The sequence below is a fragment of the Parerythrobacter jejuensis genome, assembly GCF_039536765.1.
In the GTDB taxonomy this organism is placed as follows: Bacteria; Pseudomonadota; Alphaproteobacteria; order Sphingomonadales; family Sphingomonadaceae; genus Parerythrobacter; species Parerythrobacter jejuensis.
This window is the reverse complement of sequence record NZ_BAAAZF010000001.1, coordinates 1,636,072-1,650,645: the sequence shown is the minus strand read 5'-3', so window position 1 is coordinate 1,650,645 and position 14,574 is coordinate 1,636,072. Positions and strand designations below refer to the sequence as shown.

At 60.4% G+C, this 14,574-nt stretch carries 11 protein-coding genes; 4 read left to right on the top strand and 7 right to left on the bottom strand.

Going from position 1 to position 14,574, the window contains the following annotated elements:
- Window positions 1–8: 8 nt before the first annotated feature.
- The 3 genes from ABD653_RS08120 (at window position 9) to ABD653_RS08110 (ending at window position 4,964) form a co-directional block, all read left to right on the top strand.
- Window positions 9–1,358, top strand: a complete 1,350-nt coding sequence (locus tag ABD653_RS08120) for a phosphotransferase family protein (RefSeq protein ID WP_160778211.1) — start codon at window positions 9–11, stop codon at window positions 1,356–1,358.
- Window positions 1,358–2,650 carry an acyl-CoA dehydrogenase family protein gene (locus tag ABD653_RS08115; RefSeq protein WP_160778210.1) on the top strand — a complete coding sequence of 431 codons (1,293 nt, stop codon included), beginning with the start codon at window positions 1,358–1,360 and terminating at the stop codon, window positions 2,648–2,650. The genes ABD653_RS08120 and ABD653_RS08115 overlap by 1 nt, the downstream gene beginning before the upstream one ends.
- Before the next feature lie 115 nt (window positions 2,651–2,765).
- The gene (locus ABD653_RS08110) at window positions 2,766–4,964 is read left to right on the top strand and encodes a DUF305 domain-containing protein (protein WP_160778209.1); all 2,199 of its coding nucleotides are present in this window, start codon (window positions 2,766–2,768) and stop codon (window positions 4,962–4,964) included.
- A gap of 30 nt (window positions 4,965–4,994) precedes the next feature.
- On the opposite strand, the gene ABD653_RS08105 is transcribed toward ABD653_RS08110, so the two are convergent.
- From ABD653_RS08105 to ABD653_RS08090, 4 genes are all read right to left on the bottom strand, one after another.
- Entirely contained in the window at window positions 4,995–5,771 is a 777-nt protein-coding gene (locus tag ABD653_RS08105) for an aspartyl/asparaginyl beta-hydroxylase domain-containing protein (protein ID WP_234032120.1), read from the bottom strand.
- A gap of 62 nt (window positions 5,772–5,833) precedes the next feature.
- Complete coding sequence (locus ABD653_RS08100) at window positions 5,834–7,672, bottom strand: DUF885 domain-containing protein (protein ID WP_160778207.1); 1,839 nt, start codon at window positions 7,670–7,672, stop codon at window positions 5,834–5,836.
- 106 nt (window positions 7,673–7,778) lie between these two features.
- On the bottom strand, window positions 7,779–8,807 hold the full coding sequence (locus tag ABD653_RS08095) for a copper resistance protein B (RefSeq protein WP_160778206.1): 1,029 nt from the start codon (window positions 8,805–8,807) through the stop codon (window positions 7,779–7,781).
- Window positions 8,804–10,525, bottom strand: coding sequence for a multicopper oxidase domain-containing protein (locus ABD653_RS08090; protein ID WP_234032119.1), 1,722 nt, complete (start codon window positions 10,523–10,525; stop codon window positions 8,804–8,806). The genes ABD653_RS08095 and ABD653_RS08090 overlap by 4 nt, the downstream gene beginning before the upstream one ends.
- A 49-nt stretch (window positions 10,526–10,574) precedes the next feature.
- On the opposite strand from ABD653_RS08090, the gene ABD653_RS08085 reads away from it, so the two are divergent.
- Window positions 10,575–10,856, top strand: a complete 282-nt coding sequence (locus ABD653_RS08085; protein ID WP_160778205.1) for a metal-sensitive transcriptional regulator — start codon at window positions 10,575–10,577, stop codon at window positions 10,854–10,856.
- Between the two features lie 92 nt (window positions 10,857–10,948).
- On the opposite strand, the gene groL is transcribed toward ABD653_RS08085, so the two are convergent.
- The 3 genes from groL to ABD653_RS08070 all read right to left on the bottom strand — a co-directional run bounded on the left by groL (window position 10,949) and on the right by ABD653_RS08070 (window position 14,476).
- On the bottom strand, window positions 10,949–12,601 hold the full coding sequence (groL, locus tag ABD653_RS08080) for a chaperonin GroEL (protein WP_160778204.1): 1,653 nt from the start codon (window positions 12,599–12,601) through the stop codon (window positions 10,949–10,951).
- Window positions 12,602–12,655: 54 nt separating this feature from the next.
- Window positions 12,656–12,943, bottom strand: coding sequence for a co-chaperone GroES (gene groES, locus ABD653_RS08075; RefSeq protein WP_160778203.1), 288 nt, complete (start codon window positions 12,941–12,943; stop codon window positions 12,656–12,658).
- A gap of 138 nt (window positions 12,944–13,081) precedes the next feature.
- Window positions 13,082–14,476, bottom strand: a complete 1,395-nt coding sequence (locus ABD653_RS08070) for an MATE family efflux transporter (protein WP_407672736.1) — start codon at window positions 14,474–14,476, stop codon at window positions 13,082–13,084.
- Window positions 14,477–14,574 lie beyond the last annotated feature (98 nt).

Genomic DNA, 14,574 nt, shown 5'->3' with positions numbered 1-14,574 from the left:
GTTCGGCAATGGGAGAGAACATAGAGATTCGCGAATTGCAGGCCGGCCTGGCCCACGCTCTTGCGCGCAAGGGTAGGGGGCAACCCGAGAACCTCCAACGGCTCACCGGTGGTGCGACAATGGAAAGCTGGCGCTTCGAAGTCGGGCGGGAGCGGTTTGTTCTGCGCCGCGCGCCCAGCCTCGCTTTCATGGAAGGCAGGCCCTTCGGTCATGATGTCGAGGCCGCAGTGATACGGGCAGCCCATGCTGCGGGGGTCACTGCACCCGAGGTTGTGGCGGAACTGGACCCGGAAGACGGGATTGGCAGCGGCTTTGTTATGCGGGCCTTGCCGGGCACTCCCGATCCGCGCGCAATCCTTGCGATGGAGGAGCCGGACCAGTTACTGCGCGAGGCGGCGGGCGACCTGGCGCGTATCCATTCGCTGGACCCTGCCGATTTGCCCGACGCCATTCCCACCCTTGATTACTCGGAAGGAGTGGCAGGCCTCCGCGCGCAATTCGACGAAGCAGGAGGCGATAGGCCGATTATCGCGCTGGGCCTGAAATGGCTGGAAGACAATGTGCCAGAGCCGGTGACGCCGGTGCTGAATCACGGCGACTATCGGCTGGGTAATATCCTGGCAGAGAATAGCCATCTGACCGGAGTTCTGGACTGGGAGCTGGTCCATTTCGGCGATCCGCATGAGGATCTGGCATTTGGCTGTATGACGGTCTGGCGCTTCAGTCGGCACGATCGCCCGGCGATGGGCCTGGGCCCGCTCGATGCCTATTTCGCAGCATATGAAGAGGCTGGCGGAGTGGCGGTTGACCCTGCACGGTTCCGCTTCTGGACGATCTATCGCACCGTCTGGTGGGCGCTTGGCTGTATCCGCATGGCGGACTTCTGGCGAAGAGGAGAAGACCGGATGCTAGAGCGTGTGGTCATTTCCCGGCGCACGAGCGAGAACGAACTCGATCTGCTGCTCCTTCTGGAGGAGGATGCTCCCGCCAAGGAGCGGGCCCAGCCATTGTTACCTGCGGTGGAAATACCCGTACTAGCAGGCGAAGCGAGTGCGGGCGAGCTTGCCATGGCGGTTTCCGAATGGCTCGCCACGCTCAAGGGCCAAATGGAGGGGCATGACCGTTTCCAGCTTGCCGTGGCGCGCAATGCGCTGGGCATGATTGCCCGGGGAGACGATCCCCGGCTTGAGGCACGCGATGCTGCGTTGTCCGAAGCCTTGCTTGCAGGCGTGAAGGATCTGGCATCGCCCGGCTTGCTTGCCAGCCTCCGCCGCAGCGCGCTCGACAAGCTGGCGGCAGACATACCAAAATATCCCGCGCTCGCAGATGCCCGCGCCAAATGGACTGGAGAGAACTGATGGATTTCACAATCCCGCAAGAGCTGGAAGACTATTACGCCGAGCTTGAGAGGTTCATCGAAAGTGACATCACCCCGCTTGAACAGCAAGACGACAATATTCGGTTCTTCGACCATCGCCGCGAATATGCGCGCACGGACTTTGAAGCTGGCGGCCTCCCGCGCGAGGAGTGGGAGGATCTTCTTGTCGAGGCGAAGCGGCGGGCAGACAAGGCCGGCCATTGGCGCTTTTCCGCACCGAAGAAATATGGCGGCCAGGATGGATCCAACTTGTGGATGGCCGTGATCCGCGATCGCTTTGCCCAGCGAGGCCTCGGGCTGCACAATGACTTGCAGAACGAGCACAGCATCGTCGGCAATTTCCCCTTCGTCGAAATGTTCGAACAGTGGGGGACAGAGGAACAGAAGCAGGAATTCATCCTTGGCGGGTTCGAAGGGACACGGCGGGTCGCCTTCGGCCTGACCGAGCCCGATCACGGGAGCGATGCGACCCATATGGAAACGCGCGCAGTCAAGGAAACGCGCAACGGCACGCCGGGCTACCGGATCGATGGCGAGAAGATGTGGATCACCGGCATGCATGTCGCGACCCATTGCGCCATGTTTGCCCGGACCGAGGGAGAGGATGGCAATGCGCGTGGGATTACCTGCTTGCTCGTTCCTAACCCGGCCGACGGTCTGGAAATTGAAGAGTGGATGTGGACTTTCAACATGCCCACCGATCACCCACGTCTTTCGGTCAAGGACGTCTGGGTGCCCGAAAGCGCCATCTTGGGCAAGGAGGGCCTAGGCCTCGCGCTGGCGCAAAGCTTCGTCCACCAGAACCGTATCCGGCAAGCGGCGAGTTCCCTCGGTGCGGCGCAATTCTGCGTCGAAGAAAGCGTGAAATATGCCCGCGAGCGCAAGCCGTTCGGGCAGGAGCTGGCGCGCAACCAGGCAATTCAGTTCCCGTTGGTCGAGCTGGCGACCCAGTGCGAAATGCTTCGCCTGCTGATCTACAAGACGGCGTGGGAAATGGACAATATGCCGCATGAGGAGATCGAGAAGACCATCTCCGACAAGGTTAGTATGTGTAACTACTGGGCGAACCGGCTGGTATGCGAGGCAGCGGACCGCGCGATGCAGGTGCATGGGGGGATCGGTTATTCACGGCACAAACCGTTCGAGCATATTTACCGCCATCACCGCCGCTACCGGATCACGGAAGGCGCGGAAGAAATCCAGATGCGCAAGGTCGGCGCGTATCTGTTCGGCTATCTCGGGCCGCGACGCGGGCAATTCACAAACGCCTAGCGCGGCGTCTGTTTGGCGCCTTGCGGAACTCCGTCGGCATTTGATCGATTGAATCCTTGATTCTTTCGCATCGTGAAGGCTCTATGCTGGCACACAAGTCAGGGGACTGAACCACATGCACACAACACTCGCTCGCGGCCTTGCGGCCTCGCTCTTGCTCGGCACTTCGAGCCTTGCCGTCGCCCAGGACGCGACCATCGTCCAGCCGGGCGCGCCCGGTCAGCCCGCACGGGTGATCACTGCAGAAGCAGCGACGAAACTGGCGGATACCAGCTACGCCCCGGCCGATGCGCAATTCATGCAAGGCATGATCGTGCACCATCAGCAAGCGGTGGCAATGTCGGCTCTGGTCAAAGGGCGCACCAACAATGAAGACATTGTCGCTCTGGCGGGCAAGATCGATGCCAGCCAGGCTGACGAGATCAAGTTCATGACCAGCTGGCTCTCCGAACGCGGCGAGCCCTTGATGATGGCAGGCATGGACCCTGATCATGTCCATCACAAGATGGCTGGCATGGCGAGCCCGGCGCAGATGGCAGCCTTGGCTGATGTCAATGGCACGGCCTTCGACACTATGTTCCTGGAACTGATGATCGCGCACCATGATGGCGCGCTCAAGATGGTCGATACCCTGCTCGACCAGCGCGGCACGGCATATGATCCGGTGATGTTCGAATTCACAAACGACATTGTGAAAGACCAGCAGTCCGAAATCGACCGGATGAATATCCTATTGGCCGAACTGTCTGCCGATCCACGCGCCACGCTGGCAGCCGGCTTCCGCGATGCGGAAGAAGCAATCAGCAATCTACGCCTGGTCACGGCGATGCCCAAGCCAACCGGCTTCTTCGATCCGGCCAATCCCGCGTCCTTGCAGCCCGAAAAGGCGAAGAAAGACGAAGAAAAGGCCGAGGAGCCTGCTGAAGGCGAGGAGGCCAAGCCCAGCTTCGCCGAGCGCGGTTCGCTGCTGAGTTTTGCCAATACCGATATGGCCTTCAGCGGGGATTTGCTGGTGGCGGGCAATTACCACGGTTTCAACGCTTACAAGTTGGGTGCGGACGGCGTGCCCAATCTTGTCAGCTCGGTGGTATGTCCGGGCGGGCAAGGTGATGTCTCGATTGTCGGCGATATCCTGATCATGAGCGTGCAGGATGCGCGCGCCCGGGTGGATTGCGGGCTTGATGGCGTACCCGACCGTGTCAGTGACGAGCGCTTCCGGGGGGTCCGGATTTTCGATATTTCTGACATCACGCGTCCGCGCCAGGTTGGGCAGGTCCAGACCTGCCGGGGCAGCCATACCCATTCGATTGTGGATGCAAATGACGAACGGATCGTGCTCTATAACTCGGGCACATCTTATGTCCGCGATGGCGAGGAACTGGCTGGCTGCGTCGGCAATGTCGCCGGTGATGACAGGACTGCTTTGTTCAGCATCGACGTGATCGAGATCCCGCTGGCTGATCCAGCGCAATCGCGCATTGTCGACAGCCCGCGGGTCTTTGCCGATCTTGAGACCGGGAATATCGCCGGCCTGTGGCGTGGTGGTGATCACGGCGAGGGAACCCAGGAAACCAACGACACCAACCAGTGCCACGACATCACAGTTTTCCCGGCGTTGAAACTGGCCGCGGGCGCATGTTCGGGCAACGGTATTATCCTCGATATTGCAGATCCGATGAAGCCGAAGCGGATCGATGATGTGACCGACAAGGGCTTTGCCTATTGGCACTCCGCCACTTTCAGCAATGATGGCACGAAAGTGCTGTTCACCGACGAATGGGGCGGGGGCGGACGTCCGCGTTGCCAGGCAGGCGATCCGATGAGTTGGGGCGCTAATGCGATCTATGAAATCGTGAACGGCAAGCTCGAATATCGCAGCCTCTACAAGCTGCCTGCCCCGCAAGGTGACAAGGAAAACTGTGTTGCGCATAATGGCTCGATCATTCCCGTGCCGGGCCGCGATATCTTCGTCCAGGCATGGTACCAGGGCGGGATCAGCGTGATCGATTTCACCGACGCGAAGAACCCGACCGAGATTGCCTATTTCGATCGTGGGCCGGTCGACAAGGATCAACTGGTCACTGGCGGATATTGGTCAGCCTATTGGTATAATGGCCGCATTTACGCGACCGAGATTACCCGCGGGCTCGACGTCTTTGCGCTGGAACCAAGCGAATTTCTGACCGCAGAAGAAATCGCAGCGGCGGAGGCGGCGCAATATGAAGGCGATCTGTTCAATCCGCAGACCCAGACCCAAGTGACCTGGCCTGACGACATCGTGGCGCGGGTCGAGGCCAGTCGCAAGGGCGGCTGAACCGCACAACTGTGAATTTCGGGATGTGCGTCAGGCGCCAACGGCCTTGCGCACATCCTGCACAAAGCCGGTCCGCCTGATTGCCTCGTAGATAGCGCGCGCCAAGGCACGCCCGGGCCAGCGCATCGGGCGACGCACCTGCAACATCAGCACGATGCGTGGCTGGCCAGTGTCGTTCCAGACTTCATGCGGGTAGGTCTCGTCGAAGACCAACCATTCTCCTTCGTGCCAATGCACTGTTCGATCAGCCACTTGCATCTCGCATCGCCCTGGCCGGTCCGGCACAACCAGCGGCAAGTGACAATTGAGCCAAGCCTTGGTCAACCCGCGATGGCGCGGGACATGTGCATTTCCGTCCATGATCGAAAAGAAGGCTACGACAAGGCGAGGGATGCCGTCCAGCAACTCGGCCGTATGTGGGCACTTGGATCGATTGGCGGCAGACTTGAACCCATACCCTTCGAAGAAGAAGCTCTTCCATTGTGGGCCATTGGCGATGCGGCGATGGTCGGGAGAAATCTTGCCGAAGTCAGGGATGTCTTCCTGCCCGTCCAGCAGCGCTTGCGCTTCGCGCTGGATCACCCGCCAACTGTGCGAAAGCGGTTGGATCGCGGGCAACGCTGCAGCTTCGACGACCGGATCGGTCGCGATAAGTGATTGGCGTGCAAACCAGGCATTTACCGGGTCACGAATGCGCTTTCCGAACCGGACCAGCACGGACTGCCTCGGCCGCACATAGGCTGTGCGTCCAGCGTCTTCGACACCCGACCCTGCTTCACCGCCGAGCCTGTCCACTCCGCGATGCATCCGCACATAGTATCAAGCTGGCGCGCTCAACCCTTGTAATTTTCCGACATTTCTCGCAGCGACTATGCGGCCTTCACGCTTTCGATCCATTGGTCCACGCGCCTTTCGAGGATGTTGAGCGGCACCGGACCACCGCCCAAGACGGTGTCGTGGAAGCCACGAATGTCGAAATCTTCGCCCAGATCCTGCTCCGCCTTGGCGCGCAATTCCTGGATGCGGATCATCCCGATCTTGTAGGCAGTCGCCTGGCCCGGCATCACGATGTAGCGGCGTACTTCCGACTTCACCGCTGCTTCGGGAATGGGTGAGTTGGCCAGAAAATAGTCGATCGCTTGCTGTTCGGTCCATCCCTTGGAGTGCAACCCGGTGTCCACCACCAAGCGGATCGCGCGCCAGATCTCGGTCGTCAGGCGGCCAAAGTCGGAATAGGGGTCCTCATAGGCTCCCATCTCCTTCGCCAGCTTCTCCGAATAGAGGCCCCAGCCTTCACCAAATGCCGGAATATATCCGCCTTGTGCGCGGAATTTGGGGATGCCGGTGAGTTCCTGCGCGATCGACAATTGCATGTGATGGCCCGGATTGCCCTCGTGATAGGCGATTACTTCCAAGGCCGGGATGGACATCGCGCGCATATCGGAAAGATGGGCGTAATAGATGCCAGGGCGTGATCCATCCGGCGTGCCGGGGCGATAATGCTGGGCGGCCCCATCCTGTTCGCGGAACGGCTCGACGCGGCGAACCTCCAGCGGCGCTTTGGGCAGGATGCCGAAGAAATCCGGAAGGCGGGTATCGATGAAAGCGAGGTGTTCCTTCGCCTGGTCGATATACATCTGTGCGCCGGCATCATTGTCCGGGAAATAAAACTGATCGTCTTCACGCATGAAGGTGAAGAAGGCATTCAAGTCCCCTTCGAAGCCGACCTGGTCCTTGATCGCGACCATTTCTTCACGAATGCGGGCCACTTCATCAAGGCCGATCTGGTGGATTTCCTCCGCCGTCAAATCGGTCGTAGTCATCGCATTGAGACGATAATTGTAAAAGTCTGCCCCGTTGGCGAGGGCGCTTACGCCCTGCGCCTCTTGATCGGTATTGGGCAAGTCTTCCTCGAACCAAGTGACGACGCGCGCATAGGCGGGTGCCATGTCATCCACAAATGCAGCGCGCGCTTCTTCGCGCAGCTCTCCGGCGCGTTCGGCCGTGATCGTGCCGTCAGCAACCAGTTTGGCGAGATGGCCTTCGCTGGCCTCCCACAAGGCCGAGGCATCGCCTTCTGCGAACGGTGCGCCGCTGGTGATCTTCTTGGATTCCGCAATCACTGCGTCATAGGAAAAGCGCGGCGGACGAGTGCCGGCCTCGGCGTTGTTCTGGGCCCGCTCAAGGAGCTGGTCCATCGCCGTGCCGATCCCGCTGACCCGCCTGATAAAGGCCTTCATATCGGCCTCACTTTCGACCTTGTGCTGGCTGATCAGGAAGCTCGGCAGCGCGGTGTGCGTGCCGTTCATCTGGTGCAGGATGTAACCCTGATCCCGGAATTCGGCGGCCTTTTCGGCCTGTTCCTTGCGGAACATCCACATGTCCCAGGAGAGCTTGGCATCATCCGACAGGGCGTCGTAGTCGAAATTGCCTTCCATCTCGGCAGCAGTTGCCTGCCACCATTCGAGCTGCTCCTGCTCGGCCGCGACACTCATGTCGTCGATCTTGTCGTAATCGGTCTTGAGCCCCAGTGCTGTTTGGCGCAGCGGACTGAACGCCAGCTCTTCCTCGAATTTGGAATCGAACCACAGATTGATGCACTCGGTCTCGCTTTCCGCAGCGCAGTCAAAGGTCGCGACCGGCGCCCCCATCTGGCCACAGGAGGCAACAGCGGTTGAAGCGAGCAAAATAGCAAGGATACGAGTCATCGGTTCAGTCCCCCAAGAATTGTTGTGGGGAGCATGGATCAGCGCCGCCGCAAAGTGAAGCCCGCCGGTGGAACCAAGTAAACAGTTGGCCGATAGGAGACGTTGATCAGAACCAGGCGCGAATGCCCGCCAGCAAGGCGAAACCGCTGGCGCCTTCCCCGGCTGCACGAGCAAAATCTGCGGTTTGCCCCAGCTTGGCTTCATATCCTACGCCGACATACGGAGCGAATTCGCGCCGAATTTCGTAGCGCAGGCGCAGGCCTGCCTCGATTTTGGTTAGTCCGGCGCCGACAGCGCGCTCGGCAATATCCTGAGCCGAAAGTTCAAGCTCCATGCGTGGTTGCAGGATCAGCTGCTGGGTGATCTTCTGGTCATGTTCCGCTTCGATCCGTCCAGTCAGATCACCCTGATCCGAAAGAAACAGCGCACCGTCGACGTGCCACATATAAGGCGCCAGCCCTTGCACGCCTAGCACCAGATGGCTGCGGGTTTCCGGTTCCAGATCGACCCGGGCACCAGCCTGCAGGTCGAAAAACGGCCCGATGGCGCGGCTGAAGAGAACCTGCACTTCGGCATCTTCTACAGTGCCGCCGAATTCACCTTCGCCTTCGCTCTTCAGGAAGACACGATGGATGTCTCCGCCATACCAGCCCTGGACATCCCAAAGGAACGCCTCCGCGCTGTCGCTCACCCGTGCTTCTAACCGCTCGATCAGGAACATGCCGGTCGACATGCCGCCATTCTCTTTTTTCAATTGCTGGCGAGCAGATGCCATAGCGTCCTTGGCCCAGATCGCATCGGCGGCGTGGCGCGGACCCGACATGGCGCGGGCAGGTGGCGGGGCATCCTCTGCCGGAGCAGTGCCGTGATCCATATCGCCATGATCCATCGCGCCATGCCCCATCGCCTTATGATCCACTGGCGGCGGCGCTTCTGGTTGGGGCATCCCCGGCAGGCGCAAGGGGACAACCGGCGCAGCCATCGGCGTGAGTGGTGGTGCAGCCGGCTTGCCTTCTTTGGCCTTGGCCTTTTCGCCTGCCTTGTCAGGTGGATGGTCATGCGACTGCGCAGCCAGCGGTGCGGCCAGCATCAACAACATCGCCAACGGGGGCAGGGCAACCAGGCGGCGCATCATGCCTCCTGCGGAAACGGACGAACCGTTACCACCTGCATCATCCCGGCATGCATGTGATAGAGCAGATGGCAGTGGAATGCCCAGTCGCCTGGCTCGTCAGCGGTCAGGTCAAAAGTGGCGCTGCTACCGGGCTGCACGATAACGGTGTGTTTGCGCGGCTGGTGCATATCGTGCGGGTTGTCGCCATTCACCAGCTCGAAGAAATGTCCGTGCAGATGGATCGGATGCGCCATCATTGTGTCATTGACCAGCTTCACCCGTACGCGCTCATCAAAGCCGAAACGGATCGGATCATCGGTGACGGACGTGAAATTCTTGCCGTCGAAAGACCACATATAGCGTTCCATATTACCGGTCAGATGGATCTGAATCGTCCGCTCCGGCATGCGGTGCGGGTTCATGGCTTTGGAGCGCAAATCGGTATAGCGCAGCACGCGGTGATCGACAGTGTCGAGGCCGAGACCGGGAAAGTCCATGCGGTCCACGGGCATTGGCGCGATCATGTCGACACCGGGGCCGACCTCCACATCAGACGGCACCAAATTCTTGTCGCGCATGGAGTGGTCCATCCCGCCGGAGCCATGGTCCATGCCTTCCATCCCGGCCATACCCATGTCAGCCATGGTCAGCGTCGGCACTTCGCGCAGGGACGGGGCTACGGCCTTGTGGCCCTTATGCGAGGTCAGGCTGGCGATGCCCATGCCGCTGCGGTCCATCGCTTCGGCCACCAGCGCATGGCTGCCATCGGGCGGGGTGACCACCACGTCATAAGTCTCCGCCACACCGATCTGGAGCTCGTCGACTTCGACATCTTCGACATCCTGCCCGTCGGCCTGGATCACGGTCATCGGCACGCGGGGGATGCGCATGTTGAAGAATGTCATGGCTGAGCCGTTGATGATGCGCAGCCGAACTTTCTCGCCCGGGGTGAACAGATATTCCAGATCGTCCGCCGGGCCGTGGCCATTGATCAGATAGGTGTAAGCGGGCGCTGAAACATCGGCGATGTCGCGCGGGTTCATGCGCATGCCGCTCCACATGCGCCGCTCCCCGCCGGACATGTCGCCCTCGGTCGCGGTCATCATGGAATTGTTGAAATAGTGCTCACCGACCTTCAGCTTGCGCATGATTGCGTGCGGGTGGATCGGCGTGAATTCGCTCAGCAGCACGATATAATCACGGTCAAAGCGATCGTCCGAACCATCCTTGGCCTCGATCACCAGCGGGCCATAATGCCCCATCTGCTCCTGCAATCCGGAATGGCTATGCCACCAATATGTGCCTGCCTGCCGGATCGGGAATTCATAAGTGAAGGTCTCGCCGGGCTTAATGCCGGGGAAGCTGACGCCTGGCACCCCGTCGAACTGGAATGGCAGCAGCAGGCCATGCCAGTGGATCGAGCTGTCTTCATCAAGATTGTTGGTGACATTGAGGCGAACATCCTGCCCCTCGCGCAGCTTGATCAACGGGCCGGGGATCATACCGTCAACGGCAATTGCATGGCCGCTGCGGCCGCCGGTGGCATAATGCGCACCGGCAATCGCGAGGTTGATATCCTCGCCCGTGTAGGTGCCAAAGCCCTTCTTCACATGCCGCATCGATCCGCCCTTGGCCCAGGCAGGCGTGGGCAATGCGGCAGCCGCTGCCAGGGCGGCGGTGCTGGCAATCAGACCGCGCCGGGAAACCGTTGGCATTGATGGCTTGATGATCCGCGACATGCGCGTCTATATATACCCCCACAGGGTATTTGAAAGAGTTTGTTTGGCCATGTCTGAAGTCTTGTCCGCTAGTGCAAAATCCAGCATCAACCGCCTCAGCCGCATTGCTGGTCAGGTTCAGGGCGTAGCGCGCATGATCGAGGAAGATCGGTATTGCATCGACGTGCTGACCCAGCTCTCGGCGATCAAATCAGCGCTGGGTAAGGTGGAAAGCGCGGTGCTCAAAGAGCATGCCGCCTGCTGTGTGGCGGAAGCTATCGCGAGTGGTGACGAGGCGGAACAGCGTCAGAAGTTCAACGAGCTGGTCGATTTGATCGAAAAGCGGCGCTAGCCCGGCGTCTCTTCGGACCGGCAAAAAAAGAGGCCCGGCAGGATCGCTCCCGCCGGGCCTCTTGTGTTTCAGCAAGCTGAGGAGCGGTGGGCTTAGAAGCCCATGCCGCCACCCATGCCGCCCATGCCGCCCATATCGGGCATTGCAGGGGCTGCAGACTTGTCTTCCGGCAGTTCGGAGATCGCTGCTTCAGTGGTGATCAGCAAGCCGGCAACCGAGGCTGCGTCTTGCAGGGCAACGCGGACGACCTTGGTCGGGTCGATAACGCCGGCCTTGACCAGATCTTCATAGGTGTCGGTCGCAGCGTTGAAGCCCTGCGTTTCGTCGTCTTCACGCAGCAGGTTACCAGAGATGACTGCACCATCATGACCGGCATTGGTCGCGATCTGGCGGACCGGAGCAACGATCGCCTTGCGGACGATGTCGATGCCGCGGGTCTGGTCGTCATTCTCGCCCTTCAGGCCATCGAGAGCCTTGGTGGCGTAAAGCAACGCGGTACCGCCGCCCGGGACAATGCCTTCTTCGACAGCAGCGCGGGTTGCATGGAGCGCATCGTCGACACGGTCCTTGCGTTCCTTCACTTCGACTTCCGAAGCGCCACCAACCTTGATCACGGCAACACCGCCAGCAAGCTTGGCGAGACGTTCCTGCAGCTTTTCCTTGTCGTAATCGCTGGAGGTCGTTTCGATCTGCGCACGGATCTCTCCGACGCGGGCCTTGATGTCGGCTTCTTCACCGGCACCGTCCACGATGGTCGTGTTGTCCTTGTCGATGGTGACGCGCTTGGCTTCACCGAGCATGCCCAGCGTGACGTTCTCGAGCTTGATGCCGAGGTCCTCGCTGATCATTTCGCCCTTCGTGAGGATCGAAATGTCCTGCAGCATCGCCTTGCGACGATCGCCAAAGCCCGGGGCCTTGACCGCAGCAACCTTCAGGCCGCCGCGCAGCTTGTTAACGACCAGGGTCGCCAGCGCTTCGCCTTCGATGTCTTCTGCGATGATTAGCAGCGGACGGCCCGACTGGACAGCCGCTTCGAGGATCGGAAGCATCGCCTGGAGGTTAGAGAGCTTCTTCTCGAAAATCAGGATGTACGGATTTTCGAGCTCGACCGTCATCTTTTCGGGGTTGGTGATGAAGTACGGGCTGAGATAGCCACGATCGAACTGCATGCCTTCGACGACATCGAGTTCGAACTCGAGACCCTTGGCTTCTTCGACGGTGATCACGCCTTCCTTGCCGACCTTCTCCATGGCTTCGGCGATCTTTTCGCCGACTTCCTTGTCGCCATTGGCGGAGATGATGCCGACCTGGGCGATTTCATCGGACCCGGCGACGTCCTTGGAACGACCCTTCAGGTTCTCGACGACTTTGCCAACAGCCAGGTCGATGCCGCGCTTCAGGTCCATCGGGTTCATGCCGGCTGCGACAGACTTCATGCCTTCACGCACGATAGCCTGGCCCAGAACGGTGGCGGTGGTGGTGCCGTCACCGGCGAGATCATTGGTCTTCGAGGCCACTTCGCGCAGCATTTGTGCGCCCATGTTCTCGTACTTGTCCTTGAGCTCGATTTCCTTGGCGACGGTAACGCCGTCCTTGGTGATGCGCGGTGCGCCGAAGCTCTTGTCGATCACGACGTTACGGCCTTTCGGGCCGAGCGTGACCTTGACGGCGTTTGCGAGCGTATCAACGCCCTTGAGGATGCCTTCGCGAGCGTCGCGACCGAACTTTACGTCCTTGGCTGCCATGTTGGTTTCTCCTGAGAAATTCGTGTTGGGTTAGGAAGCGATGGTGTCAGCGGCTCAGCCGATGATTCCCATGATGTCGCTTTCCTTCATGATCAGCAGGTCTTCACCGTCGATCTTGACTTCGGTGCCGGACCACTTGCCGAACAGGACCTTGTCGCCTGCCTTGACGTCGAGAGCGATACGGTCGCCGTCATCGTCGCGCGCGCCTTCGCCAACGGAGACGATTTCGCCTTCGCTCGGCTTTTCCTGGGCGCTGTCAGGGATGATGATGCCGCCAGCGGTTTTCTGGTCGGCTTCGATGCGGCGGACCACAACGCGGTCGTGCAGCGGACGAAATGCCATAATGATGACCTTTCTTTGTAAGGTTGAACAAACGGAATTGGCACTCTCCTCTAAAGAGTGCCAGCGCGGCGCAAATGGGGATGCGCTGGATCAGAGTCAACACGAGTCTGGCGAATTTTTTCGAAGCTTGGAGCAGGTCTATTGGCGTTGCGTAAGCGCGAGTTTTTCGCGCAATCCCCAGCGCCAGATCAGCAGGATCGCGGCCACGGTCAGTCCGATTGCCAGTCCGAACCACACGCCCATTCCCGCCAGCGGTGTGGCAAACCCGAGCGCGAGCGCGACACCGAAGCCGGGTATCCAGTAGCTGAAGATGGCAATCCACATCGGCACACGCGTATCCTGCAAACCCCGCAGCGCACCTGCGGCCACCGCCTGCAGTCCGTCGAACAGCTGGAACGCTGCTGCAATCATCAAATACCGCACAGCAAAGCTGACCAGCACGGCATTCTTGGCGGCATCGGGATCGACATAGATCGACAAGAGCAATTCGGGCGCCATGACCATCGCCAGTGCAGTGCTGGCCATGAATCCGGTGCCGATAATGATCGCGGTCCAGCCAGCGCGCTTCATGCCCTCGCTGTCGCGCGCGCCGTAGAAAAAGCCGACCCGGATGGTCGCGGCTTGTCCTATCCCGAATGGGACCTGGAAGGCGAGTGCTGCCACTTGCAATGCAAGAGTATGCGCGGCCAATTGCGAGGCTCCGAACTTGCCCATCAAGAAGGCTGCTGCGCCGAAAATCCCGGCCTCTGCCGCCACTGTCAGTGCAATCGGCGTCCCGATCCGGACGATGTCGCGGAACCGTTGCCAGTCGGGTGCCCACCACCGCCCGAATATATGATAACGGTTCAGATCCCGGTTGAGGCGGATCGCGACGATGTAGGCGGCGAGCGTCGCCAGCGTGGTCAGGATGGTTGCAATGGCGGCGCCGCGCAGGCCCAGCTCCGGAGCTCCCAGATTGCCGAAGATGAAGGCGTAGTTGGCAATGGAGTTGACCACGATGCCCCCGGCAGTGATGGCGGTGGCAAAGAAAGGCCGTCCCAGCGCCGCGACAAAATTGCGCAACACGCTGGCCAGGATCATCGGCACCATCGACCAGATCAGCAGCGCGTTATAGTCAGTACTGAGGCCAATAATGCTGTCCTGTTGCCCGGTTGCGCGAGAGATGGGCCCGAGCAGCAGGCAAATGCCCATGCCGCCAATCCCGACAATAATGCCAAGCCAGAGGGCCATCCGCGTGGCGCGCCGGATCGGGCGCAGGGCAGGGGCCCGTTCGCCCAGCTCCGCAGCGATGACGGGGGCAACGGCGCCGGTCAGCGAGGAAAGGCTCCACAAGACCAGGCCGAACAGGGAGACCGCCAAGGAGGCAGCAGCCAGCGGCACCTCCCCCAGTCGCGCAATGAAGATGACATCGACGGCGTAAATCAGCATCTGCAGGAGATTGGCGAGCACCAGCGGCCACGACAGTTTGAGTGTCGCGGCAATCTCGGTTCGCCAGCTTGCGGCTGTGTCCGTTTCAGGCTGCATCTGCGCCATAAAGCCGGCCCGAATATACCCAACCGTATCATCGCCCAAGGCGTGCGCGCGCTATCCGGAAGTTTTCACCTCTTGGCGCGTCAATCCGGTCACAGCTG

Coding starts and splice junctions, on each gene's coding strand:
- ABD653_RS08070 (WP_407672736.1), bottom strand. CDS start 14,476: ATGGCGCAGATGCAGCCTGAAACGGACACAGCCGCAAGCTGGCGAACC.
- groES (WP_160778203.1), bottom strand. CDS start 12,943: ATGGCATTTCGTCCGCTGCACGACCGCGTTGTGGTCCGCCGCATCGAA.
- ABD653_RS08110 (WP_160778209.1), top strand. CDS start 2,766: ATGCACACAACACTCGCTCGCGGCCTTGCGGCCTCGCTCTTGCTCGGC.
- ABD653_RS08120 (WP_160778211.1), top strand. CDS start 9: ATGGGAGAGAACATAGAGATTCGCGAATTGCAGGCCGGCCTGGCCCAC.
- ABD653_RS08090 (WP_234032119.1), bottom strand. CDS start 10,525: ATGTCGCGGATCATCAAGCCATCAATGCCAACGGTTTCCCGGCGCGGT.
- ABD653_RS08095 (WP_160778206.1), bottom strand. CDS start 8,807: ATGATGCGCCGCCTGGTTGCCCTGCCCCCGTTGGCGATGTTGTTGATG.
- groL (WP_160778204.1), bottom strand. CDS start 12,601: ATGGCAGCCAAGGACGTAAAGTTCGGTCGCGACGCTCGCGAAGGCATC.
- ABD653_RS08100 (WP_160778207.1), bottom strand. CDS start 7,672: ATGACTCGTATCCTTGCTATTTTGCTCGCTTCAACCGCTGTTGCCTCC.
- ABD653_RS08105 (WP_234032120.1), bottom strand. CDS start 5,771: ATGCATCGCGGAGTGGACAGGCTCGGCGGTGAAGCAGGGTCGGGTGTC.
- ABD653_RS08115 (WP_160778210.1), top strand. CDS start 1,358: ATGGATTTCACAATCCCGCAAGAGCTGGAAGACTATTACGCCGAGCTT.
- ABD653_RS08085 (WP_160778205.1), top strand. CDS start 10,575: ATGTCTGAAGTCTTGTCCGCTAGTGCAAAATCCAGCATCAACCGCCTC.